The organism is Rhizobium alarense, from assembly GCF_021555155.1.
Classification (GTDB): Bacteria; Pseudomonadota; Alphaproteobacteria; order Rhizobiales; family Rhizobiaceae; genus Rhizobium_D; species Rhizobium_D alarense.
The window spans coordinates 38,160-62,785 of the sequence record NZ_JAKGBU010000008.1 but is presented as its reverse complement, the minus strand read 5'-3'; the positions used below and the strand labels follow the sequence as shown (position 1 = coordinate 62,785).

The 24,626-nt window shown below is 65.3% G+C and carries 27 protein-coding genes; 18 read left to right on the top strand and 9 right to left on the bottom strand.

The genetic code is table 11. The features are described 5' to 3' along the window. Window positions 1-54: 54 nt before the first annotated feature. From LXM94_RS04370 to trmB, 14 genes are all read left to right on the top strand, one after another. Window positions 55-546 carry a universal stress protein gene (locus LXM94_RS04370; RefSeq protein WP_235769917.1) on the top strand — a complete coding sequence of 164 codons (492 nt, stop codon included), beginning with the start codon at window positions 55-57 and terminating at the stop codon, window positions 544-546. A gap of 123 nt (window positions 547-669) precedes the next feature. Then, on the top strand, window positions 670-1,239 hold the full coding sequence (locus LXM94_RS04365) for a NifU family protein (protein ID WP_235769916.1): 570 nt from the start codon (window positions 670-672) through the stop codon (window positions 1,237-1,239). Between the two features lie 24 nt (window positions 1,240-1,263). Beyond that, window positions 1,264-1,920, top strand: a complete 657-nt coding sequence (gene tsaB, locus LXM94_RS04360) for a tRNA (adenosine(37)-N6)-threonylcarbamoyltransferase complex dimerization subunit type 1 TsaB (protein WP_235769915.1) — start codon at window positions 1,264-1,266, stop codon at window positions 1,918-1,920. Between the two features lie 3 nt (window positions 1,921-1,923). Next, the gene (locus LXM94_RS04355; protein WP_235769914.1) at window positions 1,924-2,418 is read left to right on the top strand and encodes a GNAT family N-acetyltransferase; all 495 of its coding nucleotides are present in this window, start codon (window positions 1,924-1,926) and stop codon (window positions 2,416-2,418) included. Between the two features lie 43 nt (window positions 2,419-2,461). Further along, window positions 2,462-2,890, top strand: a complete 429-nt coding sequence (locus LXM94_RS04350; protein WP_235769913.1) for a Fur family transcriptional regulator — start codon at window positions 2,462-2,464, stop codon at window positions 2,888-2,890. 37 nt (window positions 2,891-2,927) lie between these two features. Further along, entirely contained in the window at window positions 2,928-3,716 is a 789-nt protein-coding gene (locus LXM94_RS04345) for a lysophospholipid acyltransferase family protein (protein WP_235769912.1), read from the top strand. A gap of 42 nt (window positions 3,717-3,758) precedes the next feature. After that, the gene (gene miaB, locus LXM94_RS04340; RefSeq protein WP_235769911.1) at window positions 3,759-5,147 is read left to right on the top strand and encodes a tRNA (N6-isopentenyl adenosine(37)-C2)-methylthiotransferase MiaB; all 1,389 of its coding nucleotides are present in this window, start codon (window positions 3,759-3,761) and stop codon (window positions 5,145-5,147) included. Window positions 5,148-5,174: 27 nt separating this feature from the next. Beyond that, window positions 5,175-6,230 carry a PhoH family protein gene (locus LXM94_RS04335; RefSeq protein ID WP_235769910.1) on the top strand — a complete coding sequence of 352 codons (1,056 nt, stop codon included), beginning with the start codon at window positions 5,175-5,177 and terminating at the stop codon, window positions 6,228-6,230. A 16-nt stretch (window positions 6,231-6,246) separates the two neighbouring features. Next, the gene (gene ybeY, locus LXM94_RS04330; protein WP_235769909.1) at window positions 6,247-6,750 is read left to right on the top strand and encodes an rRNA maturation RNase YbeY; all 504 of its coding nucleotides are present in this window, start codon (window positions 6,247-6,249) and stop codon (window positions 6,748-6,750) included. A gap of 12 nt (window positions 6,751-6,762) precedes the next feature. Continuing rightward, window positions 6,763-7,902 (top strand): hemolysin family protein, encoded by a 1,140-nt coding sequence (locus LXM94_RS04325; RefSeq protein WP_235769908.1) that lies wholly within the window; start codon window positions 6,763-6,765, stop codon window positions 7,900-7,902. A 126-nt stretch (window positions 7,903-8,028) separates the two neighbouring features. After that, the gene (gene lnt / locus LXM94_RS04320; RefSeq protein WP_235769907.1) at window positions 8,029-9,618 is read left to right on the top strand and encodes an apolipoprotein N-acyltransferase; all 1,590 of its coding nucleotides are present in this window, start codon (window positions 8,029-8,031) and stop codon (window positions 9,616-9,618) included. Between the two features lie 152 nt (window positions 9,619-9,770). Continuing rightward, complete coding sequence (locus tag LXM94_RS04315; protein ID WP_235769906.1) at window positions 9,771-10,193, top strand: helix-turn-helix domain-containing protein; 423 nt, start codon at window positions 9,771-9,773, stop codon at window positions 10,191-10,193. A gap of 169 nt (window positions 10,194-10,362) precedes the next feature. After that, window positions 10,363-11,601: a methionine adenosyltransferase gene (gene metK / locus LXM94_RS04310; protein WP_235769905.1), complete on the top strand. Its 1,239-nt coding sequence runs from the start codon at window positions 10,363-10,365 to the stop codon at window positions 11,599-11,601. Window positions 11,602-11,608: 7 nt separating this feature from the next. Continuing rightward, window positions 11,609-12,310: a tRNA (guanosine(46)-N7)-methyltransferase TrmB gene (gene trmB / locus LXM94_RS04305; RefSeq protein ID WP_235769904.1), complete on the top strand. Its 702-nt coding sequence runs from the start codon at window positions 11,609-11,611 to the stop codon at window positions 12,308-12,310. A 12-nt stretch (window positions 12,311-12,322) separates the two neighbouring features. Here the strand turns inward: trmB and LXM94_RS04300 are convergent, their stop codons facing one another. Beyond that, window positions 12,323-12,580, bottom strand: coding sequence for a BQ00720 family protein (locus LXM94_RS04300; protein ID WP_235769903.1), 258 nt, complete (start codon window positions 12,578-12,580; stop codon window positions 12,323-12,325). A gap of 137 nt (window positions 12,581-12,717) precedes the next feature. After that, complete coding sequence (locus tag LXM94_RS04295) at window positions 12,718-13,149, bottom strand: Hsp20 family protein (RefSeq protein WP_235769902.1); 432 nt, start codon at window positions 13,147-13,149, stop codon at window positions 12,718-12,720. A gap of 181 nt (window positions 13,150-13,330) precedes the next feature. On the opposite strand from LXM94_RS04295, the gene LXM94_RS04290 reads away from it, so the two are divergent. Continuing rightward, entirely contained in the window at window positions 13,331-14,275 is a 945-nt protein-coding gene (locus LXM94_RS04290) for a nucleoside hydrolase (RefSeq protein ID WP_235769901.1), read from the top strand. 170 nt (window positions 14,276-14,445) lie between these two features. Here LXM94_RS04290 and LXM94_RS04285 read toward each other — a convergent pair whose 3' ends face one another. The 3 genes from LXM94_RS04285 to LXM94_RS04275 all read right to left on the bottom strand — a co-directional run bounded on the left by LXM94_RS04285 (window position 14,446) and on the right by LXM94_RS04275 (window position 19,170). Continuing rightward, the gene (locus tag LXM94_RS04285) at window positions 14,446-16,755 is read right to left on the bottom strand and encodes a methyl-accepting chemotaxis protein (RefSeq protein ID WP_235769900.1); all 2,310 of its coding nucleotides are present in this window, start codon (window positions 16,753-16,755) and stop codon (window positions 14,446-14,448) included. A 315-nt stretch (window positions 16,756-17,070) separates the two neighbouring features. Then, window positions 17,071-17,979 (bottom strand): ribokinase, encoded by a 909-nt coding sequence (locus LXM94_RS04280; protein WP_235769899.1) that lies wholly within the window; start codon window positions 17,977-17,979, stop codon window positions 17,071-17,073. 48 nt (window positions 17,980-18,027) lie between these two features. Then, entirely contained in the window at window positions 18,028-19,170 is a 1,143-nt protein-coding gene (locus tag LXM94_RS04275) for a DNA recombination protein RmuC (protein ID WP_235769943.1), read from the bottom strand. Between the two features lie 189 nt (window positions 19,171-19,359). Between LXM94_RS04275 and def the strand changes: the two genes are divergently transcribed. From def to truA, 3 genes are all read left to right on the top strand, one after another. Further along, window positions 19,360-19,884 carry a peptide deformylase gene (gene def / locus LXM94_RS04270; protein WP_235769898.1) on the top strand — a complete coding sequence of 175 codons (525 nt, stop codon included), beginning with the start codon at window positions 19,360-19,362 and terminating at the stop codon, window positions 19,882-19,884. A gap of 65 nt (window positions 19,885-19,949) precedes the next feature. Continuing rightward, entirely contained in the window at window positions 19,950-20,888 is a 939-nt protein-coding gene (gene fmt / locus LXM94_RS04265) for a methionyl-tRNA formyltransferase (RefSeq protein ID WP_235769897.1), read from the top strand. Beyond that, window positions 20,888-21,631, top strand: coding sequence for a tRNA pseudouridine(38-40) synthase TruA (truA, locus tag LXM94_RS04260; RefSeq protein ID WP_235769896.1), 744 nt, complete (start codon window positions 20,888-20,890; stop codon window positions 21,629-21,631). Before fmt ends, truA begins: the two co-directional genes overlap by 1 nt. A gap of 4 nt (window positions 21,632-21,635) precedes the next feature. On the opposite strand, the gene LXM94_RS04255 is transcribed toward truA, so the two are convergent. The 4 genes from LXM94_RS04255 to LXM94_RS04240 form a co-directional block, all read right to left on the bottom strand. Beyond that, complete coding sequence (locus LXM94_RS04255) at window positions 21,636-22,238, bottom strand: hypothetical protein (protein ID WP_235769895.1); 603 nt, start codon at window positions 22,236-22,238, stop codon at window positions 21,636-21,638. Then, a complete protein-coding gene (gene dapE, locus LXM94_RS04250; protein ID WP_235769894.1) occupies window positions 22,225-23,418 on the bottom strand; it encodes a succinyl-diaminopimelate desuccinylase in 1,194 nt (397 codons plus the stop codon). Before dapE ends, LXM94_RS04255 begins: the two co-directional genes overlap by 14 nt. Before the next feature lie 83 nt (window positions 23,419-23,501). Then, the gene (locus tag LXM94_RS04245; RefSeq protein ID WP_235769893.1) at window positions 23,502-24,236 is read right to left on the bottom strand and encodes a hypothetical protein; all 735 of its coding nucleotides are present in this window, start codon (window positions 24,234-24,236) and stop codon (window positions 23,502-23,504) included. Next, complete coding sequence (locus tag LXM94_RS04240; RefSeq protein ID WP_235769892.1) at window positions 24,233-24,625, bottom strand: DUF805 domain-containing protein; 393 nt, start codon at window positions 24,623-24,625, stop codon at window positions 24,233-24,235. Before LXM94_RS04240 ends, LXM94_RS04245 begins: the two co-directional genes overlap by 4 nt. Window position 24,626: the final 1 nt, after the last annotated feature.

Below are 24,626 nucleotides of genomic sequence, written 5' to 3'. Positions count from 1 at the left end.
TGCCGGAAATTCCTATAAGGTCACCCGGAATCGACGTGAGAACGAGGGGGCCTCATGGTTTCTCGACGACTTTCCAGGCAGGAGGGCCATCGCCGCAAATTCCTGGCGGTGATCGATGATACGCCGGAATGCCAGCGTGCCGCCCACTATGCCGCGGCGCGCGCGAGGAATTCGAACGGCGGCGTCGTCCTGCTCTACGTGATCGCCAACGGCGATTTCCAGCAATGGCTCGGCGTCGAGGAAATCATGCGGGCCGAGGCGCACGAGGCGGCCGAAGCCGTGCTCGCGAAGGCGGCCCAGTCGTTGCGCGAGACGCTTGGAATCGAGCCGGAGAGCGTGATCCGGGAAGGTATTGCGACGGAGCAGATCAACGCGCTGATCGAGGAGGATCGCGACATCGCCATTCTCGTGCTGGCGGCGGGTTCTGCGAAGGAAGGACCTGGCCCGCTCGTGTCCTCGCTCGCGGGACGCGGGGCGGCCTTCCCCATTCCCGTCACCGTCATTCCCGAATCGCTAACCGACGACGAGATCGACGCGCTCAGCTAGAAAAATCTTTCGGTTTCGCGTCGATGGCCGGTCGACTGTGCGCTTGAATGATCGGTCGGAACGCACTATTTTTGAACCATTCTAAAAACCGCGGCACGGCTCGCCGACCGCATGGAGATAGCGATGTTCATCCAGACAGAATCGACGCCCAATCCGGCAACGCTCAAGTTCCTGCCGGGCAAGATCGTGCTGGAGCAGGGCACGGCCGAATTCCGTGACGAGACGGAAGCGGCAGCCGCCTCGCCGCTTGCCGCACGGCTGTTCGGTATCCCCGGCGTGACTGGCGTGTTCTTCGGCTACGATTTCATCACGGTGACGAAGGACAGTGCCGACTGGCAGCACCTCAAGCCGGCGATCCTCGGCTCGATCATGGAGCATTTCATGTCGGGCCAGCCGACGCTCGCAAGCGGCGCGATGTCTGCAAGCGATGAGCCGGAAGGCGAATTCTTCGACGAAGGGGACGAGACGATCGTCGCGACGATCAAGGAACTGCTCGAAACCCGCGTGCGGCCGGCAGTTGCCCAGGACGGCGGCGATATCACCTTCAAGGGATTCCGCGACGGCAAGGTCTATCTGAACATGAAGGGAGCCTGCTCGGGCTGCCCGTCGTCCACAGCGACACTGAAACATGGCGTGCAGAACCTGCTCCGCCATTTCGTACCGGAAGTGCAGGAAGTTGAAGCCGTCATGTGAGACCGCCGCCGGCGGAGCATGCCGATGATCGTGCTTGCGATCGACACGGCCGCAAGCGGCTGCTTCGCCTGTGTCTTCGACAGCGGCAAGCAACTGGTTCTATCGACGGCAGGCGAAGAGATCGGCCGCGGCCATGCGGAGCGGTTGATGGACGTCATCGACGCGGCTTTGCTTGCGGCGCGCATCGAACTTTGCGACGTTGACCGCATTGCGGTCACGATCGGCCCGGGATCCTTCACCGGGGTTCGTGTCGGCGTGGCGGCAGCGCGCGGCCTGGGGCTGGCGCTGGCAGTTCCGGTCGTCGGGATCAGCACGTTGGCCGCCCTTGCGCTCGCCCATGCCGACCAAGGCGCGACGGCGTCGTTCCTCGTGGCGATCGATGCCAGGCGGGACGAGGTCTATATCCAGGCCTTTGCCACCGACGGCGCGGCGCTCGACGATGCGGCGATCCTCGCGCTCGGCGATGCCCGCGCGTCTGCCGCACGTTTCGCGGCGGTTACCGGTTCGGGCGCGGCGCTGCTCGTCGAGCAGCCGGCCCCGCGGTCGGACAGCCCGGTCGACATCGTGGCCGTTGCGCGGCTCGGGGCGCTTGCCGACCCTCGATCCGCCGCACCGAAGCCGCTTTATCTGCGCGGGCCGGACGCGAAGCCGCAGGCGGGTTTCGCGATCGCGCGGGTCTGATCGATGGCGCTCACGGACTTTTTCACGCGCCGGCCAGAATTCGAAATCTTCCCGCTGGAGAAAGCAGACGTCGCAGCCGCGGCGGCCATCCACCGGTCGCGTTTTGCGAAACCGTGGAACGACGGTGAATTCCATTCCCTTCTCGCGCAGGAGCCCGTCTTCGGCTTCATCGCCTGGCAGTCGAACACCATGGCGCGGGCCGCCGGCGGCTTCGTGATGGCGCGGGCGGCGGCGGGTGAGGCGGAAATCCTGACGATCGGCGTTGACCGTCGTGTCGAAAGTGCCGGCCTCGGCTGGCGGCTCATGCAGGGTGCGATCCGCGAGGCGCGCATGCGCGACGCGGAAGCCCTGTTTCTGGAGGTCGACGAGGACAACGCACCAGCCCGCAGGCTCTATGCCAAGCTCGGCTTTGCCAAGGTCGGCGAGCGCAAGGCCTATTATGCGGATGCCGCGGGGCGACGATCCACGGCGCTTGTCATGCGGCTCGATCTTCGATAGTTCCCCCTTGGATAGGGTTGCAGACGACGGGGACCGGAGCGACATGACCGATCTCGAAAAAACGCTCGAGGAACTGTGCGTCGAGCGCGGCATGCGTATGACGGAGCAGCGCCGCGTGATCGCGCGCGTGCTCGAAGGTTCTGCCGACCATCCGGACGTGGAAGAGCTCTACCGCCGTTCCGTCGAGGTCGATCCACGCATCTCCATCTCGACTGTCTATCGCACGGTCAAGCTTTTCGAGGATGCGGGCATTATCGAGCGACACGATTTCCGGGACGGCCGGTCGCGTTACGAGACCGTGCCCGAGGAGCACCACGACCACCTGATCGATCTGAAGACGGGAAAGGTCGTCGAGTTCCATTCCCCCGAGATCGAAGCGCTGCAGGAGCGCATTGCCCGGGAACACGGGTTCAGGCTGGTCGATCACCGTCTCGAGCTCTACGGCGTGCCGTTGACCCGGGACGAAAAATGATCAGGTCGCGGATTTCGCGTCGCGCCGGAGGTGGAGGTTGATCTCCTGGATCCGGCTGGCGCTTGCGGTGCTGTTCCTCGCGCTCGTCACGCTCTGCCTTCTGCCGTTCCAACTGGTCGCGCTGCGGTTCGACTGGTCGCTCCGCCGCCGCCTTCCGCGCCTCTGGCACAAGGCCGCCTGCCTTGCGGTCGGCATCCATGTCCGGGTTCACGGCGCGCTCGAGGAGAGCCGCCCGCTTCTTCTCGTTTCCAACCACGTCGCCTGGCAGGATATCCTCGTCCTCGGCGCCATCGCGGATGTCGTCTATATCGCAAAGTCGGAAGTGCGCGCCTGGCCCGTCTTCGGCATCCTGGCGCGCCTGCAGGCGACGATCTTCGTGGTGCGTGAGGAGAAGCGCAAGGCTGGCGATCAGGTGAACGAGATCGGGCGGCGGCTGGCGGATGGCGAGGTCGTGGTGCTGTTTCCCGAAGGCACGACCTCGGACGGCAACCGGCTGCTCGAGATCAAGTCGTCGCTTTTCGGCGCGGCCGCGTCTGCCGTTCCGCACGCGCCGGGTGGCGTGGTTCACATCCAGCCGGTCTCGATCGCCTATACCGGTGTCCACGGCATGGCGATGGGCCGCTTTCATCGCCCGATCGCTGCCTGGCCGGGCGACATTGCGCTTGCCCCGCATCTCATCGGCATCATGCGGGAAGGGGCGGTCGACGTCGACGTGGATTTTGGCGAGCGGTTGGACTATGGCGGCGACAGCAACCGGAAGGTCGTCAGCCGCCAGATCGAGACCCGCATCCGCGCCATGCTCTCCGCCCGCCTGCGTGGCCGGTGACGGGGCTTCATTTTCCGGGCTTTTTGCACTATGGGTGCCCGCATGAGCGAACAGACAGTATTTCTCGACGACGTGGCCGCGCCTGTGCGCGCCCGCAAGGTCTTCGTCAAGACCTACGGCTGCCAGATGAACGTCTATGACAGCGACCGCATGACGGATGCGCTGTCGAAAGACGGCTACGAGGCGACCGACCGGGTCGAGGACGCGGATCTCGTGCTGCTCAACACCTGCCATATCCGCGAGAAAGCGGCGGAAAAAGTCTATTCCGAACTCGGCCGCCTGCGCGAGATGAAGAAGGCCCGTGCACGCGACGGCCGCGAGATGGTGATCGGCGTCACCGGCTGTGTCGCGCAGGCCGAGGGCAAGGAGATCCTGCGTCGCGCGCCGGCTGTCGATCTCGTGATCGGCCCCCAGACCTATCATCGGCTGCCGGACGCGCTTCGCCGCGCCAAGGGCGGAGAACGCGTCATCGAGACGGACTATGCGATCGAGGACAAGTTCGAGCATCTTCCGGCACCCGACAAGGCGAGGACCCGCCAGCGCGGCGTCACCGCCTTCCTCACGGTGCAGGAGGGATGCGACAAGTTCTGTACATTCTGTGTGGTGCCCTATACCCGTGGCGCCGAGGTCTCCCGTCCCGTCTCGCAGATCCTTGCCGAGGCGGAGAAGCTCGTCGAGGGCGGCGTGCGCGAGGTCACCCTGCTCGGCCAGAACGTCAATGCGTGGCACGGGGAAGGTCCTGACGGCCGTCCCTGGGGGCTCGGCGACCTGTTGCGGCGCCTTTCGGAGGTCGAGGGCCTTGCCCGGCTGCGCTACACGACCAGCCATCCCCGCGACATGGATGACAGTCTGATCGCCGCGCATCGGGATCTGCCGAAACTGATGCCCTATCTGCATCTGCCGGTGCAGTCCGGGTCCGACCGCATTCTCAAGGCCATGAACCGTCGTCACACGGCCGCCGAATATATCGCGCTGATCGAACGCGTCCGCGCCGTCCAGCCGGATCTGGCGATCTCCGGTGATTTCATCGTCGGCTTCCCCGGCGAGAGCGACGAAGACTTCGAAGCGACGATGCGCCTGGTCGGGACGGTGGGTTATGCACAGGCATTCTCCTTCAAATATTCCGTCCGCCCCGGCACGCCTGGCGCCGACATGCAGAACCATGTCGAGGAGGCCGTGAAGGCGGAACGTCTTGAAAGACTTCAATCCTTGCTGTTTACCCAGCAGCGCGACTTCGCCGCTCGCTGCGTCGGCAAGACGATTGATCTCCTGCTTGAGAAGCCGGGCCGCATGCCTGACCAGCTCGTCGGGCGCTCTCCCTGGCTGCAACCTGTGAATGTTGGTGCAAATGGGTCGGAAATCGGTGACATTATCAAGGTACGAATCACCGATGCCGGCCCGAACAGCCTCTTTGCGGAAGCCATAGGCTGAAGGTCGAAAGCAAGGGAGCATGCCTGCTTGAACGGACATGAACTGATGACGACATCGCCGCGCCAGTCGAAACAGACAGCGTCAGACGCCAATCACTTCGTGCTCACGTTCGAGAACAACCGCTACGCCAGCGAGCTCTTCGGACAGTTCGATCAGAATCTCAAGCTCATCGAACAGCGGCTGAACGTCGATGCGCGGGCGCGGGGCAATTCCGTCGCCATCTCCGGCGACGTGGTCGCGACCAATCAGGCGCGCCGGGCCCTCGACTATCTCTATGACCGGCTTCAGAACGGCGGATCCGTCGAGACGTCCGACGTCGAGGGCGCAATCCGCATGGCGATCGCGGCGGATGACCAGCTCTCGTTGCCGACCATGGAACGCAAGGCGAAGCTCACCATGGCGCAGATTTCCACCCGCAAGAAGACGATCGCCGCCCGCACGCCGACGCAGGATGCCTATATCCGCGCGCTCGAGCGGTCCGAACTCGTCTTCGGCGTCGGCCCGGCCGGCACGGGCAAGACCTATCTCGCCGTTGCCTATGCGGCGCAGCTTCTCGAGCGCGGCGCCGTCGACCGCATCGTGCTGTCGCGGCCGGCCGTCGAGGCGGGCGAGCGGCTCGGCTTCCTGCCCGGCGACATGAAGGAGAAGGTCGATCCCTATCTCCGTCCGCTCTACGACGCGCTCTACGACATGATGCCCGGCGACAAGGTGGAGCGGGCGATCACGGCGGGTGTCATCGAGATCGCGCCGCTCGCCTTCATGCGCGGCCGCACCCTCGCCAACGCCGCGGTCATCCTCGACGAAGCGCAGAACACGACATCGATGCAGATGAAGATGTTCCTGACCCGCCTCGGCGAGAATGGCCGGATGATCGTCACCGGCGACCCGAGCCAGGTCGACCTGCCGCGCGGCGTGAAATCGGGCCTGGTGGAGGCGCTGCAGATCCTCAAGGGCGTGGAAGGCGTCTCCGTCGTCCGCTTCAAGGACACGGACGTCGTCCGTCACCCGATGGTGGCACGCATCGTCAAGGCCTACGAGGCACAGACCGCGGTGCAGGACGAAAGCGAACAACTGGACCGCTGAGGCGGGCCGCGGGACCATGGGCAAACTCGACATACAGATCAGCGTGGAAGGCGGCATCTGGCCGTCCGAGGATGTGCTCGAGACCCTGAGCGAAAGGGTGCTGGAAGCAGCGGCACGCCATCTGTCGCATGTTGAAAAGCAGCCCTTTCCCGACGTTTCCACGGAACTGTCGCTTCTTTTCACGGATGATGCCTCGATCCGTACGATCAACGCCGAGTGGCGCCGGCAGGACAAGCCGACCAATGTCCTTTCCTTCCCGGCCTTTCCCGTGACGCCGGGAAAGGTGCCCGGGCCGATGCTCGGCGATATCATTCTGGCACAGGAGACCCTCGCGCGTGAGGCCGAAGAGATGGGCAAAACCTTCGACGACCACCTCACACATCTTCTCGTCCATGGATTTCTGCATCTCTTCGGGTATGATCATATCGAAATTAGAGACGCGGAAAGAATGGAAGGGCTCGAGACTCGCATTTTGGCGGAGCTTGGCCTATCTGACCCCTACGGGTACGATCCGGTTTGACAGTTTGGAACAATGAGCGACTTTAGCACGCAGCCGCCTGGGGCTGACAAGATGGAGGCCGACGCCTCCGACCAGGACGACGCAGGCAGTCCCCGAAGGCCGGAAACTGGAGGAAGACCGGCAACATCCTTCTGGGCGCGCGCCATGCGCATCTGGCGAAGCGGCGACGGCTCGAGCCTCCGCAACGACCTCGCCGAAGCACTGCTGACCAGCGGGGCTGGCGATACGGCCTTTTCGCCCGAAGAGCGGGCGATGCTTCACAACATCCTGCGTTTCCGCGAGGTGCGCGTGGAGGATGTCATGGTGCCGCGCGCCGACATCGAGGCGGTGGACGAGTCCGTGACGATCGGCGAACTGATGGTCATATTCGAGGAGTCCGGCCGCTCGCGCATGCCGGTCTACAGCGAGAGCCTCGACGACCCGCGCGGTATGGTTCATATCCGTGACCTGCTCGCCTATGTCACCAAGCAGGCGCGCAACAAGCGCCGCGCCGGCAGCCGCAACGGCAACGGGGCGGCAAGCGGCGAGAAGCCGCCGTCACGGGCGCCGAAGGCGGAATTCGACCTGGCCCGCGTCGAGCTCGGCAAGACGGTCGCCGAGGCCGGCATCATCCGCCCGGTTCTCTTCGTTCCGCCGTCCATGCTCGCCTCGGATCTCATGGCCCGCATGCAGGCGGCCCGCACGCAGATGGCGCTGGTCATCGACGAGTATGGCGGCACGGATGGCCTGGCCTCGCTGGAAGACATTGTCGAAATGGTCGTCGGCGACATCGAGGACGAGCATGACGACGACGAGGCCATGATCTCGCGCACGTCGGACGACGTCTTCATCGCCGACGCGCGCGTCGAGCTTGAGGAGCTTGCCGAGACGATCGGAAACGACTTCGACATCCGTGAGCAGCTTGAGGACTCCGACACGCTGGGCGGCCTGATCTTCTCGGCGCTCGGGCGAATCCCGGCGCGCGGCGAGGTGGTTCAGGCTCTGCCGGGCTTCGAATTTCACGTCCTCGACGCCGATCCGCGGCGTGTGAAACGGGTGCGCATCACGCGCAAGCGGGCCGCCACGCGGCGGCGTCAGCCGAGAACCGAGGCCGGCGCCCCGGATGCGGCACCCTCCGGAACGGGCGAGACAGAGCGCGAGCCCGCCGCCTGACGCCGTGGACCTGCGCCTCGCCGGGCTTTTCCGGGCGGTGCGCAGGTCCACGAGCAGGACAAGTCCCCCTTTTTTTGGAAGACTCTGGACCGGCTGATTCGGTTGGCCTGGTGGAGAGGGGATTCCATGGAGCGTCTCGCGGGCGGGGTCATGTTGTTGTCGGGCTGGCGGCGGGCACTGATGGCGTTCTCGGCAGGACTCATCGGCGTCGTCGCCCTGCCGCCCTTCGGCTTTTTCGCGGCCCTCTTCCTGTCCTTCACGATCCTGGTATGGCTCGTTGACGGGGCGACCGGCGAGGCCGGATCGGGGTGGGTGCGCCGCCTGCTTCCGGCGTTCTGGATCGGCTGGTTCTTCGGCTTCGGCTATTTCCTGGGCGGGCTCTGGTGGCTTGGCAACGCGCTCCTCGTTGAGGCGGAGGATTATGCCTGGGCGCTGCCGCTCGCCGTCCTCGGCCTGCCCGCGTTCCTCGCCCTCTACTACGGGCTGGCGACAGCCGCCGCCCGCCTGTTGTGGTCTGACGGCGCCGGCCGACTTGCCGCCCTTGCCGTCGCATTCGCCGCCGCCGAATGGCTGCGCGGGACGCTCTTCACCGGTTTTCCGTGGAATGCCGTCGGATACGGCCTGATGCCGGTGCCGCTGATGATGCAGTCGGTGAAGCTCGCCGGCATGGACGCCATGAACCTCATGGCCGTCTTCGTCTTCGCATCGCCGGCATTGCTCGGCACGCGCCGCGGCGCGCGGCGCGGTCTCGCGCTTGCGGGCGTCGCGCTGGTCGCCCATCTCGGTTATGGCGTTTACGAATTGCGGTTTTCGCCCGACCCCGCCGCGACGGGGACGGGCGTGCGCATCGTCCAGCCGGTCATCGACCAGGCGATGAAGCTTGACGACACCGTGCGGGCGGAGATCTTCGAGCGCCATCTCGCCCTGACGGCGGCTCCTCCCGGAAACGGCGGGCGCAAGCCGGAGATCGTGATCTGGCCGGAAACCTCGATCCCCTTCATCCTGACCGACAATCCGGACGCGCTCGTGCGGATTGCCGAGGTTCTCGACGACGACCAGACCCTGATTGCCGGCGCGGTCCGGATGGAAGCTGCCGGCGCGGGCAAGCCGCCGCGCTACTACAATTCGATCTATGCGATCGATGGCAAGGGCCAGATCATCGGCGCGGCCGACAAGGTGCATCTCGTGCCGTTCGGGGAATATATGCCGTTCGGCCCGCTTCTGGAGTCCTGGGGTATCAATGCGGTCGCGGCCATGCCGGGCGGGTTCTCGGCGGCGCGGGAACATCCGTTGCTGCGTACGGCCGGCGGGCGGAGCTTCTATCCCCTCATCTGCTATGAGGCGATTTTTCCGCAGGAGATCACCGCGGATGCCGCGCAGTCCGACGCGCTTCTCAATCTCACGAACGATGCCTGGTTCGGCAATACGCCGGGCCCCTACCAGCATTTCCGGCAGGCGCAGGTGCGCGCGGTACAGACAGGTGTGCCGCTGGTGCGGGCGGCCAACAGCGGCATTTCTGCGTTTGTCGATTCGAAGGGGCGAGTCGTATTAGGGCTTTCTTATAATATAGGTGGTTATATAGATTCAACTTTGTCGGGAAGTTCCGTTTCATATCAGGACATCGCTAAACAAAACCTAAGGTTTTATATTCTGCTGGCAATGGCACTTTTAACAGCTCTTGTTTCGCGCTTTGGTTTCATTAGAGCGAAGAATTGACCGGAAACCCCTAAAATTGCATAGTGGCCTGGAACGTTGCGGCGCGACTAGAATGGCGCGGTTGAAATTCTTCAATACAACGTTACGTTACGTACGCGGAGCCGGCGAGGCTTGCGGTGGGGAACTGGGGCATTTCGCGTTAGGAAACACACATGAGCGAGAACAAGAAAAAGCCGAATCCGATTGACATTCACGTTGGCAGCCGGATTCGCTTGCGTCGCACCATGCTCGGAATGAGCCAGGAGAAGCTGGGGGAAAGTCTCGGCATCACCTTCCAGCAGATCCAGAAATACGAGAAGGGCACCAACCGCGTCGGGGCAAGCCGCCTGCAGAACATTTCCAGCATCCTCAATGTCCCCGTCTCCTTCTTCTTCGAGGACGCTCCCGGCGAGGGGGTCGGCGTGGCGAGCGGCCTGTCCGAGGCAACAAGCTCGAATTACGTCGTGGACTTCCTCTCCTCCGCCGAGGGGCTGCAGCTCAACCGCGCCTTCGTCAAGCTTACCGATCCGAAGGTCCGGCGCCGGATCGTCGATCTGGTCAAAGCGCTGGCCGCCGAGAACGTCGACAACGACTGATTCCTGTTCAAACGGACACGCCAGGGCGGGCGACCTCCGGTTCGCCCGCCCTGGCGTGTCCGGCGCATCTCTTTTTAGATATAAAGATATATTTATGTCGTTGTGTGCTTGTTTTTCGTGTGTGAACTGACTAACAGATTCACGTCATCTTCTTTGAGGGGAATTCCCGATGCGCAGCAGCTATCTCTTCACCAGCGAATCCGTGGCGGAAGGGCATCCTGACAAGGTGTGCGACCGGATTTCGGACGAAATCGTAGATCTGGTCTACCGCGAGGCAGCCAAGACGAAGGTCGATCCGTGGTCCGTCCGCATTGCCTGCGAGACGCTGGCGACCACCAACCGTGTCGTCATCGCCGGCGAGGTACGCCTTCCCGCGAGCCTGATGAAGAAGGACAAGGACGGCCGGGACGTCATCAATCCGTCGAAGTTCAAGTCTGCGGCACGCAAGGCGATCCGCGACATCGGCTACGAACAGGACGGGTTCCACTGGAAGACGGCCAAGATCGACGTGCTGCTGCACTCCCAGTCCGCCGACATCGCGCAGGGTGTCGACAGCGCCGCCGATCAGCAGGGTGACGAGGGTGCCGGCGACCAGGGCATCATGTTCGGTTACGCCTGCAAGGAGACCGCCGAGCTCATGCCGGCGCCGCTCTATTACTCACACCGCATTCTCCAGCTCCTCGCAGCCGCCCGCAAGAAGGGCGAGGGCGACGCCGCCAGGCTCGGGCCGGACGCCAAGAGCCAGGTGACGGTCCGCTACGTTGACGGCAAACCCGCCGATGTGGCCTCGATCGTGCTGTCGACGCAGCACCTCGACGAGGACTGGGACTCCGCGAAGGTCCGCCAGGTCGTGGAGCCCTACATCCGCGAGGCTCTGTCCGACATCAAGATCGCCGACGATTGCGTCTGGTACATCAATCCGACCGGAAAGTTCGTGATCGGTGGGCCTGACGGCGACGCGGGCCTGACCGGCCGCAAGATCATCGTGGACACCTATGGCGGCGCTGCGCCGCACGGCGGCGGAGCCTTCTCCGGCAAGGACACGACGAAGGTCGACCGCTCCGCCGCCTATGTCGCGCGCTATCTCGCGAAGAACGTCGTGGCGGCCGGTCTTTCCGAGCGCTGCACGATCCAGCTTTCCTACGCGATCGGCGTCGCGCAGCCTCTGTCTGTCTATGTCGATCTTCATGGCACGGGAGCAGTGACGGAAGACCAGGTCGAGGCGGCCATCCGCAAGGTCATCGACCTCTCGCCGTCGGGCATCCGCCGTCATCTCGACCTCAACAAGCCGATCTACGCGAAGACGTCCGCCTATGGTCATTTCGGCCGCAAGGCAGGCCGCGACGGTTCCTTCTCGTGGGAGCGTCTCGACCTCGTCAAGCCGCTCAAGGATGCAATAAGGAACTGAGCCGCCGATGAGCGAAGGCGAGCGCCGCCAACGGGCGACCGAAGCGTTTTTCGGTCGCCGCAAGGGCAAGCCGCTGCGGGAGCGGCAGGCGAGTCAGTTGACGGCGCTGCTGCCGCGACTGCGCCTCGATCCCGCCGGGCCTGCACCGGGTGACGTTGCCGAGCTCTTCGGCTTCGTTGCGGACCGCGTCCGCCTCGAAATCGGTTTCGGCGGCGGCGAGCACCTGATGCATCGCGCGCTGGAGGCGCCGAACACCGCTTTCATCGGCGTCGAACCCTTCGTCAATTCCATGGCGAAACTGCTTGGACGTGTGGAGCAGAGCGGCGCGCGCAACATCCGGCTCTATGACGATGACGCGACCGAACTCCTCGACTGGCTGCCATCGCATTCCCTGGACCAGATCGATCTTCTCTACCCGGATCCCTGGCCGAAGAAAAAGCACTGGAAACGGCGTTTCGTCTCGAAGGTCAATCTGGATCGATTCGCCCGCGTGCTGAAGCCGGGCGGTCTCTTCTGTTTCGCGTCCGACATCGATACCTATGTCAACTGGACGCTGCAGCACTGCGCGGCGCATCCCGCGTTCGTTTGGACGGCGGACAATGCCGCGGACTGGCTCACACCCTTTGCGGGCTGGCCGGGTACCCGTTACGAAGCCAAGGCACGGCGCGAGGGGCGCAGCTCGGCTTATCTCACCTTCCAGCGGCTCTGAGCCGCCGGACGGTCAGTGCAGGCTGACGGTGCGCAGCTCGTCTTCGGCCGCCTTGTAGAAGGTGCTGGAGCGGTTGTCGGTCAGGAGGATCGGCGTGCCGTCCGCCCCGAAAAGAGCCCACAGATCGAGATCCGGATCGATTTCCGGCGCTTCCGGGAAGCAGCGCGATACCTCGTCGGCGCGCATCTTGCGGATATAGCCGACTTCGCCTGCGCCGAGATGCGCGAGGTCCGCCTTCGAAACCTGGGGGGTAAGTGACTTCAGTCCCATGATCGCCTCCGTGGCTGGGAGCCGGAAGGTCCGGCTGTCCGCACGCCCGCGGTCACGACGATCCGGCGGTGCGTCCGGCATACTCAGTCTAGTCGCATGTCGCTCCCGCGAATGTTCCGCAGGGAACGGCGCATGATCTAGTCTGGTACGGAAATGTTAATTTTCTTTACCATGCGTTCCGGCTCCGGCCGCATGAGGTCGATGGAGAGCAGGCCGTTGCGCAATTCGGCGCCGAGCACGCGCATTCCGTCGGCGAGGACGAACATGCGCTGGAACTGCCGGGCTGCAATCCCGCGGTAGAGATAGTCCCGCTCGCCGGCGTCGTTCTGGCGACCGCGCACGACAAGCTGGTTCTCCTCGGTCGTCACATCCAGCTCCTCCTCGGAGAAGCCGGCGACGGCAAGCGTGATGCGAAGCCGTTCCGGCAGGCCGGCGCCGTCGTCGGCGCGAAGGCGTTCGATATTGTAGGGAGGGTAGCCATCGTTGCCCTTGGCAATACGCTCAAGGGTCTTTTCCATGGCATCGAAGCCCAGCAGAAGCGGGCTTGTGAAGGGAGTCATTCTCGACATGCGCTAGTCCTTGCCTTCAAGCGACCATCCCAAGGCCCGAAACCGGCGCCTTGATATTCAGCAATATGGGGACTGGGCGTGTTCGGCGCAAGGCGCTTGCGGTCGGCGCGTCTGCAAATATAGTCGCCGCCAGTCCGGGCGCGCCGCAGCGCGATTCCGCAGCGCCACCACAGGGGAACAGATGCCGCAGCCACGCAAAATCATCATCGACACCGATCCGGGACAGGACGACGCAGCCGCCATCATGCTGGCGCTCGGGAGCCCGGAGGAGCTCGACCTTCTCGGGATCACCACGGTCGCCGGCAACGTGCCGCTGCAACTGACGCAGCGCAACGCGCGGATCGTCTGCGAACTGTCGAACCGGCCGGACGTGAAGGTCTTCGCCGGTGCGGACCGTCCCGTCGCCCGGCCGCTGGTGACCGCGGAGCACGTGCACGGCAAGACGGGTCTTGACGGTCCTGTGCTGGAGGAGCCGCGCATGGCGCTGCAGGCCCAGCATGCCGTCGATTTCATCGTCGAGTGCGTCATGACGCACGAACCGGGCGAGGTGACGCTTTGCACGCTCGGACCGCTCACGAATATCGCGCTCGCCTTCGAGAAGGAGCCGCGGATCGTTGCCCGTCTGCACGAGATCGTCATGATGGGCGGCGGCTTCTTCGAGGGTGGCAACATCACGCCCGCTGCCGAGTTCAATATCTTTGTCGATCCGGAAGCCGCCGACCGCGTGTTGCGCGCGGGCGTGCCGATCGTCATGATGCCGCTGGACGTCACGCACAAGGTCCTGACGCTCAGGCGGCGCGTCGAGCGGATCAAGGCCATCGGCAGCCGGGCGGCAGTGGCGATGGCCGAGATGCTGGAGTTCTTCGAACGCTTCGACATCGAAAAATACGGCTCGGACGGCGGCCCGCTGCACGATCCGACCGTCGTCGCCTACCTGCTCAAGCCGGAACTCTTCAGCGGGCGCGACTGCAACGTCGAGATCGAGGTGGCGTCGTCGCTGACTGTCGGCATGACCGTCGTCGACTGGTGGCATGTGACGGACCGCAAACGCAATGCAAGGGTGATGCGGGACATCGACGCCGAAGGGTTCTTCGAGTTGCTGACCGAGCGACTTGCACGGCTCTGAGCGGCAACGCGGCATGCGATCCGGCACCCGGTGGGCGGGAAGGGCGGCCGAACCGCGGAGATGCGGCTCCATGCCGGGATGCTGGCGTTTATGACCGCTGCGCGGTTGACCTCCGCCCGGAAACGAACGGCGCCCGAAGGCGCCGTCGTCAGATTGACATGGACGAGGTCTCAGAACTCCTCCCAGGCATCCTGCGCCAGCGCCGTATTGCCCGAAACCTGCGGAACGGGGCGGACCGGGGTGGCGCGCTGGAGCGCCGGTGCATAGGCGGGGGCCGATCGCGTCGCCGGCGCCGCGACCGCCGAGCCTGCACGGAAGCGTGCGACGAGCGACTTCAGCGTCTGTGCTTCCTCGTTCAGCGCCATGCTCGCGGCGGTGGTCTCTTCCACCATTGCCGCATTCTGCTGGGTCACCTGGTCCATCTGGTTGACCGCAGAGTTGATCTCACGGAGGCCGACGGCCTGTTCCGAGGCGGAGCCTGAGATCTGCCGGATGAGCCCGTTGATCTGCAGGACCTGCGCGGCGATCGTCTTCAGCGCGTCGCCCGTCCGGCCGACGAGGTCGACGCCTTCGCGCACCTGGACTTCCGAAGCGTTGATCAACGCCTTGATTTCCTTGGCGGCGTTGGCGGAACGCTGTGCCAGCTCGCGCACCTCCTGGGCCACAACCGCGAAACCCTTGCCGGCCTCGCCGGCGCGTGCCGCCTCGACGCCGGCGTTCAGCGCCAGCAGGTTCGTCTGGAAGGCGATCTCGTCGATCACGCCGATGATGTTGGAGATCTCGCCGGAAGACTTCTCGATCCCGTGCATCGCGGTGATTGCCTTCTGCACCACCTCGCCGGATTTCGCCGCATCGGCGCTCGCGACCTCGACGGACTGCGCCGCGACGCGGGCATTGTCGGCGCTCGAATTGACCTGCGACGTCAGCTCGTCGAGTGCCGCCGCCGTCTCCTCGAGGCTTGCCGCCTGCTGTTCCGTGCGGTGCGAAAGGTCAGCTGCACCGTTCGAGATTTCGCTCGTCCCGTTGCCGATGTTGCCGACGGACGCATTGACGGTCTGGATGGTCTCCTCGAGGCTTGCCATCGCCGAGTTGAAGTCGGTCTTGAGCTTCGCGTATTCGCCCGGGAATTCACCGGAGAGACGGAAGGCGAGGTCGCCGGACGAGAGATGGGAAAGCCCGTCGCCGAGGCGGGCGACGATGTCCCGCTGCAGGACGCCGGAGGCACTGCGTTCGGCTTCGGAACGCAGGCGCTCCTCTTCCGTCAGTTGGCGCTGCGCCGCTGCATCGGCCTCGAGCCGCTTCGTGTCGGCAAGCTGGTGGCGGAAGCCCTCCAGCGCTTTCGCGACGGCGCCGGTTTCGTCGTCGCGGTCCTGGCCGGAGACCGCATTGCCGTACTGTCCGCCGCTGAGCTGCGTCACGTCATGGACGAGGCCGGCAAGCGGCTTCTGGACGAAACGGCGCACCGCGGCGTAGAGACCGAGCAGCACGGCCGCGAGGACGATCAGCCCGCCGGCGATCATCATGTAGGTCTGGTCCATGACCGGCGCGTTGATCGCGGACCGCGGAACGTCAACGAGCACGATCCAGCTCGTGTTCACGTCCGGCAGGGCAAAGGGATAGACGACGCGATCGAAGGATTCGAACTCATCGAAGGTCAGGTTCTCGATACGGCCGACCTTGCCGGACGCGAGCGCTTCCTTGACGATGTCCGCGCCCTGGCCCTCGTATTCCTTCATGAGCAGGTCGGGGATCGGCGAGACGAGCCATTTGCCGCTCTGGGAGAGCAGCGTCACGCGGCCCGAACCGAAGGGGCGCAGCGCCGAAAGCTTGTCCGACAGGGTCTTGAGCGAAACGTCGACGCCGCTGACGCCGATGAGCTTGCCGTTGGAGACCACCGGATAGGCGATCGAAGCCATCGCCGTGTTGGAGCCGGTGGAGGTCTCGGTATAGGGCTGCGTCATCGCGCCCTTGCCACTCTTGGCTGCGAGCGAATACCATTCGGCCTTGTAATCGGAATCGAAGGTTGAGAAGGAGATACCGTCCTTGCCCTTGGTCCAGTAGGGATTGAAGGTTCCGTCCTTGGCCGCGCCGAGTTCGGTCTGGCCGGCAAGCTCAGTCGCCTTGCCGTCGAAGGCCGCCGGCTCTTCCGCAAACCAGCTTCCGAAGGCGAAGGCGTTCTTTTCGACATTGGTCTTGAGGAACTCGATGGTCATCTTCCGGTCGAGAAGGCCGGCCTGGTGGCCGTTGCCGACGACGCCGGCCATGGAGCGCGCGGCGCCCGCCAGCTCGGCGATATTGCTCCCGATGTCCGACGCGATCGCCTTGGCCTGGGCATCGGCATCGGCATAGACAAGCTTCGCCACGCGGTCCTGCGTTTCGGAGATCAGAACGAAGTTGGAGGCGAGCATGACGATCGCGATCGTTCCGCCTGTCACGGCCATGAGCTTCGTCGCGAGCGACTTGGCCTTGAAACTGAACATGAAGTATCCTCACGAACTGGGCAAATCGCTCACCGTGGTGGTGGCGAAGCGGTGAAGTCAAACTTGAAGGGAAGCTCCGTCATGGAGGAGGCGATGCCGACCGGCATCGAAGGCGGGAGATCCTGATCCTGCGGAAGTCCGACCGTCATCCTTTGATTAACCTAGAGAATATTAATAAAACGCGAAATGAACGTCGTGGATACTGGTCGAAATATCTGCGTCATTCTGCCGCGTGCCCGGGCGCGCGTCTCCGGCTGTGCAACTCCCTTGCTTCAGGATCGACCGCGATGCCCGCTTGCCGTCAAGGCTGGATGATCAGCCAGTTTGCAAGTGTGCCTCGACCTCCTCTGCCATCGGGATCGACGGCTGCGCGCCGCGTTTCAGGCAGGCAAGCGAGCCCGCGACGGCGGCGCGCCGCAGGGCGCGGTCGAAATCGAGGCCCTGGTCCAGCGAGGCGGCCAGGTAGCCGCAGAACGTGTCGCCGGCGGCGACCGTGTCGACCGGCTCGATCACCAGACCCTTGGCCCTGTGCATGTTGCCGTCGCGGATGGCAACGACGCCATCAGCACCGAGCGTCACGATGATCGTCTGGCCGGATGCGGCGTGCAGTCTGCGCATGGCCGCCTCGCGGGCCTCGGGAGAGAGAGCGTTCTCGCCGGCGAACAGCTCGAATTCCGTCTCGTTGGCGACGAGGATGTCGGCCTTGGCGCCGAGCCGCCGCGCCTCGGGCGTCAGCGGCGCGAGGTTGATGACGGAACGCACGCCGCGCTTCCGTGACTCGTCGAGCGCTGTCTCCACGGCCGCGGCCGGTACTTCGAGCTGCAGCATGACCGTGTCCCGCGGCCGCATGCTTCCGATCGCCGTAAGGGCGTCGCTGGCGGTCACCTCGCCGTTGGCGCCCGGCACGACGACGATGACATTTTCCCCGTCGCCGCCGACGAGGATGTGCGCGGTTCCGGTCGGTGATGCCGTCTCGCGTATCTGCGACAGGTCGGTGCCGGCATGGCGCAGCAGCGCCAGCGCCTCGTCCGCGAAGGCGTCGCCACCGACGCAGCCTGCCATGCGGACGGGCGCCCCGGCGCGGCGGGCGGCCAGCGCCTGGTTGGCACCCTTTCCGCCCGCCGCTGTCTGGAAGCTGCGGCCGGCCACGGTTTCGCCCGGGCGCGGCAGGCGCTCGGTCGTGGCGATGAGGTCCATGTTGATGGAGCCGAAGACAGTGATCATGTGAAGGCGTTCCGTCCCTTGTCGTTGGCCGGACAGTGCCCGAGCGGATCAGTCCTCGTCAACCACCCGCAGACGAAGCTGGCCGGTCCGGCTCTCCGCCGATCGTTCGGGGGAGCCGGACGGCGCCGGGTCTGCAACGGCCTGCTCCAGCTCGAGCTCGCCGATCCGCGCACCCCGCCGTGCGAGCTTCTCCGTCGAGGTCAGGATCTGGTCCACGTCCTTCTGTGCGGCGGTGAAATGCCCGTGCAGCTTGCGCACCCGATCGTCGAGCCGCGTCAGGTCGTCCATCAGGCGCGTCACCTCGCCCTGGATGACATGCGCCTGCTCGCGCATGCGCTGGTCCTTCAGGAGTGCCTGGAGCACCTGGATCGACAGAAGCAGCAGGGACGGGGAGACGATGACGACCCGCGCGCGATGCGCCCGCTGCACGATGCCTTCGAAATTCTCGTGAACGCTGGCGAAGATCGATTCGGACGGCACGAAGAGGAACGCGGTATCCTGGGTCTCGCCCGGCAGCAGGTACTTCTCCGCGATGTCCCGGATATGCACCTCCATGTCGCGGCGGAACTGCTGTGCCGCCGCCTTGGCCGCTTCCGGCGCCTCGGCCGTGCCCATCGCGTTCCAGGCCTCCAGCGGGAACTTCGCATCGATCACCAGCGGCGGCTGGCCGTTCGGCATGCGGATCGTGCAGTCCGGACGTGCCCCATTGGTAAGCTGTGGCTGGAACTGGTAGGCGCCGATCGGCAGCCCGTCGGCGACGATCGTCTCCATGCGCGACTGGCCGAAGGCGCCGCGCGTCTGCTTGTTGGAGAGAATGGCCTGCAGCCCGACGACGTCTTTTGCCAGCGACTGGATGTTCGTTTGCGCCGTGTCGATCACGGCGAGGCGCTCCTGCAGCCGGCGCAGGTTCTCGTGCGTCGCCCGCGTCTGCTCGCTGATGGAACTGCCGAGCTGCCGCGTCAGCCCGTCGAGCCGCTGGTTGATCGCCTGGTTGGTCTCCGCCTGCCGCGCACCGAACACGTCCGTCATGGCCGCGACCCGCCCCTGCAATTCGGTTTGTGCTTTCAGCAATTCGGCGAATCGGGCGTTCGATTCTTCGATCGCGGCGTGCTGCCGGGTCGCCCGGCGGCGTGCGAGAAGCATCGTCGCAACCACGACCAGAAAGCCGAAGACGGCAAGGAGGGCGAACATCGGCTGGCGCGCAAGCGTGTCGGCGGCGTCGGCAAGGCGCGAAAGGAAGGGAACCTCTTGATTCATCGGCGCAGCATAGCACCGATTTACGGCATGACCAGATCATAACGTGAACAAACGGGTGAGGCCCGGCCCCGTGGCGCGGTCGCGACGATTGAAAGCGCGCGAGCAACAGGCTATGGGAGGCAAATGACCATCAAGCCGCTGATAATCCTTCCCGATCCGCTCCTGCGCCAGTCGTCGGCGCCGATCGAAACCGTCGATGCCGACGTGCGCCGCCTGGCCGACGACATGCTCGAAACCATGTATGACGCCCCGGGGATCGGCCTTGCCGCGATCCAGATCGGCGTCCCGCGCCGCCTGCTTGTGCTCGACGTCTCGAAGGACGGCGAGGAGAAGAGCCCGCTCGTCTTCATCAATCCCACGGTCGTGGCCTCCTCGGAGGAGCGCTCCGTCTACGAGGAAGGCTGCCTGTCGATTCCGGACTATTACGCCGAGGTCGAGCGGCCGGCGGCCATTACGGTGGACTATGTCGATCGCGACGGCAGGCGGCTGACGATCGAGGCCGATGGGCTTCTCGCGACCTGTCTGCAGCACGAGATCGATCATCTGAACGGCGTCCTCTTCATCGACTACATTTCGAAGCTGAAACGCGAGATGGTCATCCGGAAGTTCACCAAGGCGGCGAAACTGCGCGGCGCGAAGGCGCTCTGAGGACAGTGCCCGCGCGGTGCGTCCGTGCCGCCGTTCCCGCCGCTTATGCCACAACGGGGGCCAGCATGGCGCTACGCATCGTTTTCATGGGCACGCCCGACTTCTCGGTTCCGACGCTCACGGCGCTCGCGGAGGCGGGACACCGGATCGTTGCGGTCTATTCGCAACCACCGCGTCCCGCCGGGCGGCGCGGTCTCGAGCTGCAGGCGTCGCCGGTCCATGCCGCCGCGGACCTGCTCGGCGTGCCGGTCTTCACGCCGGTGAACTTCAGGGACGAGGCGGACCGCGCGGCTTTCCGTGCGCTTGACGCCGATGTGGCGGTCGTCGTCGCCTATGGCCTGCTGCTGCCGGAGGCGATCCTGTCGGGCACCCGGCTCGGCTGCTACAACGGCCATGCCTCGCTGCTGCCGCGCTGGCGCGGCGCGGCACCCATTCAGCGGGCAATCATGGCCGGCGACGGCGAGACCGGCATGATGGTCATGAAGATGGACAAGGGCCTCGATACCGGTCCCGTCGCGCTGACGCAGACCGTGGCGATCGGCGACGACATGACGGCGGGCGAGCTGCACGACCGGCTGATGCAGGTCGGCGGGCGGCTGATGGTCGAGGCGATGGACAGGCTGGAAGCGGGCGACCTGCCGCTGACGCCGCAGCTTGAAGACGGTGTGCTCTATGCCGCGAAGATCGACAAGGGTGAAACGCGCATCGATTTCACGCGTCCGGCGGCGGACGTCCACAACCATATCCGCGGCCTCTCGCCGTTCCCCGGAGCCTGGTTCGAGCTCGACGTCGCGGGCCGTCCCGAGCGCGTGAAGGTGCTTTTGTCGCAGAAGGCCGAGGGCCGCGGCCGGCCCGGCGAGGTGCTGCCGTCGGACGGCCTTGTCGTCGCGTGCGGCGACGGCGCCGTCCGGCTCGTCCGCCTCCAGAGGGCCGGCGGAAAGCCGCTCGCCGCCGACGACTTCCTGCGCGGCACGCCGGTGCTGGCCGGCACGGTGCTTCGCTGATGCCGCGCTATCGCCTCACCATCGAATATCACGGCGGTCCCTATGTCGGCTGGCAGCGGCAGGACAATGGCCCGTCGGTGCAGGGTGCGGTGGAGGCGGCGATCCTGTCGCTGACCGGAGAGACTGTCAGCATCCGCGGCGCCGGGCGCACCGATTCCGGCGTGCACGCCATGGGTCAGGTCGCCCATGCCGACCTGTCGCGATCATGGAAGGAGCATACGCTGCGCAACGCACTCAACGCCCATCTCGGGCTTGCCGGCGAGCGCATTGCCATTCTCGCCGCCGCCACGGTCGACGACGCCTTCGATGCGCGCTTCTCCGCCCTGCGCCGGCACTATCTCTATCGCATCGTTTCGCGCCCCGCGCCTCTCGCCCTGGAGGCCGGCCGCGCCTGGTTCGTCGCCAGGGCGCTCGACCATGAAGCGATGCACGCGGCGGCGCAGGTGCTGGTCGGCAAGCACGATTTCACCACCTTTCGCGCGGCGCAATGCCAGGCGAACAGTCCGGTGCGCACCATCGACCGCCTGGACGTCACGCGCAGCGGCGACCTGATCGAGATCAGGGCCACCGCCCAGAGCTTCCTGCACAATCAGATCCGTTCCTTCGCGGGCACGCTGAAGCTCGCGGGCGAGGGCAAGTGGGACGTCGATGACGTGCGCGCTGCGCTGGAGGCGCGCGACCGCAAGGCCTGCGGCCCCGTGGCGCCGCCCGACGGCCTCTATTTCATGCAGGTCGACTACTGAAGCGTCAGAGCGCGACGGGCAGCGTGCCGAAGAACTTCTGCAGGCTCTGGCCGACGAGCAGCGGCGGCATGACGAAGAGCGCGGTGATCGCCGCCGCCAGCAGTCCCTGTTTGGCCGTGCACATCCAGACGATCCGGTATTGCAGGATGATGCTCGCCCCGAAGACCGCATAGAGCAGCAGTCCGGCAAACGCGCCCGCCGAGGGGGCAATCAGCGTCACCGCGAAAGGCACGGCCGTCAGATAGGCCAGCGGGACGGCCATCCAGTTGCTTGCCGTCACGATCGTCGTCAGATGGCGTGCATAGCCGAGCGGCCCGGCGAGGGCCGCGATCAGGACGAGCGGAAACAGCCATCCGATGATGTCGATCGCCAGCATCTTGGCGAAGAAGCCCGGTCCGGCCGTGGTGCCTTCCGGCATGTTGCCGAGGAAATAGAGTCGCCAGGAGGCCCAGATGACGGCCAGCGCCGGTAGGCACCAGACAAAGGCCCAGAACGAACGCCGGAGGCCGCGCCAGCTGAGATCCAGCCAGCGAAAGCCGTCCTGCTGATGTCGGATCAGCAGCCAGATGCCGGTCAGGTAGTGCAGGACCTCGTCAAGACCGGGCATCGACGAACCAACGCTCCAGGAAGGTCTCGTAGATCTGGGTCAGGGTTTCGAGGTCGGCAAGGGCGACACGCTCGTCGACCATATGCATCGTCTGCCCCACCAGGCCGAATTCGACGACGGGGCAATAGTCCTTGATGAATCGCGCGTCCGACGTGCCGCCGGTGGTGGACAGCTTCGGTTCGCGGCCGGTGACGGCGCGGACCGCCTCCGAGAGCGACGCGATCAGCTTCTCGTCGCGGGTGAGGAAAACGTGGCTCGGCCGCTCCGCCCAGGCGATTTCGTAGGAAACCGGCGCCCGTCCCGGCCGGAGCCTTTCGCGCGCCGCAGCCTCGTCCAGCCGGCGTACGATCTCCGCCTGCACGGTCTCGGCACTCCAGGTGTCGTTGAAGCGGATGTTGAACCGGGCCGTTGCCCGGGCCGGAATGACATTGGTCGCCGGATTGCCGACGTCGATGGTCGTTACTTCCAGATTGGACGGTTGGAAGTTTTCCGTGCCGGCGTCGAAGGGCGGCCACATCAGCGCGTCGGCAAGCGCAAGCACGCCGCGCACCGGATTGTCGGCGAGATGCGGATAGGCTGCGTGGCCCTGCACGCCGCGGACGGTGATCGTTCCCGAGACCGAACCGCGTCGGCCGATCTTGATCATGTCTCCCAGTTGATCGGGATTGGTCGGTTCGCCGACGAGGCAGGCATCCCACCGTTCGCCGCGTTCTGCGGCCCATTGCAGGAGCTTGACCGTGCCGTTGACGGACGGACCCTCTTCGTCGCCGGTGATGAGGAACGAGATCGAGCCCGCCGGCGGACCGTGCTTTTCGACGTGACGTGCGACGGCGGCGAGGAAGCAGGCGATGCCGCCCTTCATGTCGACCGCGCCGCGGCCGTACATCTTGCCGTCGACGACCGCGGCGGCAAATGGGGGATGCGTCCAGGCCGCCTCGTCACCTGCCGGGACCACGTCCGTGTGCCCCGCAAACATCAGGTGCGGCCCCGCCGAGCCGAGCCGGGCATAGAGGTTTTCGACGTCCGGTGTGCCTGCGTCGCGCGCCGTCATGCGCTCGGTCCGGAAACCGAGCGGCGCAAGCATGGCCTCCAGCGCGCCGAGCGCCCCGCCTTCGGCGGGCGTCACGGACGGGCATCGGATGAGCGTTGCGAGATTGTCGACGGGATTGGCAGAATTCATGCGAAACACGACCGGTGTCAGATATCGTCAGTCGGGCGTTCACGCGCCGCCCATCGCAGACTTATCCGATCCCGCGGAGCCTGTCACGGGCGCCGATTGTCCTGCTTTCTGACAGGTACCAGTGGCAGCGTGTCGATCAGCACGATCTTCTGCCAGACGCGGCCGGAGAGACTGCTGGCGAGTTCCTCGATGTCGTTCACGGCATCGACCACCACCTCGTCATTGATCTCCTGGGCATAGAGTGCCGCCAGCTTTCCGGTGATCGACAGGAGCTCGGAGCAGTAGTCGAGATAGCGGGCGAGGTCGTTGCGATCCGTGATTCGGGCAGGCGAATGCTCGGTCGGCCGAAAATCCGGATCGAGCACGGCCGGATCCTTCGTCAGTTGGTGCATGTCGATGACATGGATGATCGAACGCAGGTCGTGCAGCCCATCGAGCACGCGCCGGCGCTTGATACGCTCCTCCAGCCGCACGAGCGTTACGAGGCCGAGCCCCGCGATGATCAGCGTGTTGATTCCGGCTTCGAACGTCTCCACCAGGTCGAAGGCGTTGGTCGAGAGGCGGTCGAAGGAGAGGAAGGTGCCGACGAACAGGAAGACGAGGCCGGCTGCCGCGATGACGGCGAGGATGAGCACGCGGAGCCAGACGATGGGGCGGGCAAGTTCGCGCGTCTGCCGGCCGATGTCCGCCGACATGCCCGCCACCTCGCGGGCGACGCCGAGCAGGCTCGACGCGGAAAACCGCTCCTCGATGCGCAGGGTCAGCTGGCGGCAGGTCCGTTCGATCTTCTCCGGATCAAGCCGCCTGTAGCGCGTCATGGCCAGTCTTTCGGACGGTTGGTGAAGGCGCCGTGGTCGTTCGGCCCGACCGAACCCGGCCAGACCAGGAAGGCCAGGAGCGCGAAGAAGGAGACGGCCGGCACGAAGAGGCAAAGCACGAGCGCCGCCGGCAGGTTCATGTCGTGCAATCGCTTGACGGTCAGCATGACGGAGGAGACCGTCGAAAGGGCTGCAGTGGCGAAAAAGCCGAGCGACCACCAGACGAAGCCGGGTGCTCCCTCCGGCGTCGCGACGAGCTGCGTCAGAAAGGCGGAGACCAGCATCAGCCAGAACAGCCAGGCGAGCGCGTAGAGGCTGCGGCCGACGCGGCCCGACCAGCCGAAGAAGAGCCAGGTCAGGTTTGGCGTCCTGTCTTCTCCGGCTGTCATC

Coding starts and splice junctions, on each gene's coding strand:
- LXM94_RS04285 (WP_235769900.1), bottom strand. CDS start 16,755: ATGTTCAGTTTCAAGGCCAAGTCGCTCGCGACGAAGCTCATGGCCGTG.
- lnt (WP_235769907.1), top strand. CDS start 8,029: ATGGAGCGTCTCGCGGGCGGGGTCATGTTGTTGTCGGGCTGGCGGCGG.
- LXM94_RS04255 (WP_235769895.1), bottom strand. CDS start 22,238: ATGCCCGGTCTTGACGAGGTCCTGCACTACCTGACCGGCATCTGGCTG.
- ybeY (WP_235769909.1), top strand. CDS start 6,247: ATGGGCAAACTCGACATACAGATCAGCGTGGAAGGCGGCATCTGGCCG.
- truA (WP_235769896.1), top strand. CDS start 20,888: ATGCCGCGCTATCGCCTCACCATCGAATATCACGGCGGTCCCTATGTC.
- trmB (WP_235769904.1), top strand. CDS start 11,609: ATGAGCGAAGGCGAGCGCCGCCAACGGGCGACCGAAGCGTTTTTCGGT.
- LXM94_RS04315 (WP_235769906.1), top strand. CDS start 9,771: ATGAGCGAGAACAAGAAAAAGCCGAATCCGATTGACATTCACGTTGGC.
- def (WP_235769898.1), top strand. CDS start 19,360: ATGACCATCAAGCCGCTGATAATCCTTCCCGATCCGCTCCTGCGCCAG.
- LXM94_RS04295 (WP_235769902.1), bottom strand. CDS start 13,149: ATGTCGAGAATGACTCCCTTCACAAGCCCGCTTCTGCTGGGCTTCGAT.
- LXM94_RS04325 (WP_235769908.1), top strand. CDS start 6,763: ATGAGCGACTTTAGCACGCAGCCGCCTGGGGCTGACAAGATGGAGGCC.
- LXM94_RS04245 (WP_235769893.1), bottom strand. CDS start 24,236: ATGACGCGCTACAGGCGGCTTGATCCGGAGAAGATCGAACGGACCTGC.
- LXM94_RS04350 (WP_235769913.1), top strand. CDS start 2,462: ATGACCGATCTCGAAAAAACGCTCGAGGAACTGTGCGTCGAGCGCGGC.
- LXM94_RS04370 (WP_235769917.1), top strand. CDS start 55: ATGGTTTCTCGACGACTTTCCAGGCAGGAGGGCCATCGCCGCAAATTC.
- LXM94_RS04275 (WP_235769943.1), bottom strand. CDS start 19,170: ATGTTCGCCCTCCTTGCCGTCTTCGGCTTTCTGGTCGTGGTTGCGACG.
- LXM94_RS04280 (WP_235769899.1), bottom strand. CDS start 17,979: ATGATCACTGTCTTCGGCTCCATCAACATGGACCTCATCGCCACGACC.
- dapE (WP_235769894.1), bottom strand. CDS start 23,418: ATGAATTCTGCCAATCCCGTCGACAATCTCGCAACGCTCATCCGATGC.
- fmt (WP_235769897.1), top strand. CDS start 19,950: ATGGCGCTACGCATCGTTTTCATGGGCACGCCCGACTTCTCGGTTCCG.
- LXM94_RS04365 (WP_235769916.1), top strand. CDS start 670: ATGTTCATCCAGACAGAATCGACGCCCAATCCGGCAACGCTCAAGTTC.
- miaB (WP_235769911.1), top strand. CDS start 3,759: ATGAGCGAACAGACAGTATTTCTCGACGACGTGGCCGCGCCTGTGCGC.
- LXM94_RS04300 (WP_235769903.1), bottom strand. CDS start 12,580: ATGGGACTGAAGTCACTTACCCCCCAGGTTTCGAAGGCGGACCTCGCG.
- LXM94_RS04355 (WP_235769914.1), top strand. CDS start 1,924: ATGGCGCTCACGGACTTTTTCACGCGCCGGCCAGAATTCGAAATCTTC.
- tsaB (WP_235769915.1), top strand. CDS start 1,264: ATGATCGTGCTTGCGATCGACACGGCCGCAAGCGGCTGCTTCGCCTGT.
- LXM94_RS04290 (WP_235769901.1), top strand. CDS start 13,331: ATGCCGCAGCCACGCAAAATCATCATCGACACCGATCCGGGACAGGAC.
- LXM94_RS04240 (WP_235769892.1), bottom strand. CDS start 24,625: ATGACAGCCGGAGAAGACAGGACGCCAAACCTGACCTGGCTCTTCTTC.
- metK (WP_235769905.1), top strand. CDS start 10,363: ATGCGCAGCAGCTATCTCTTCACCAGCGAATCCGTGGCGGAAGGGCAT.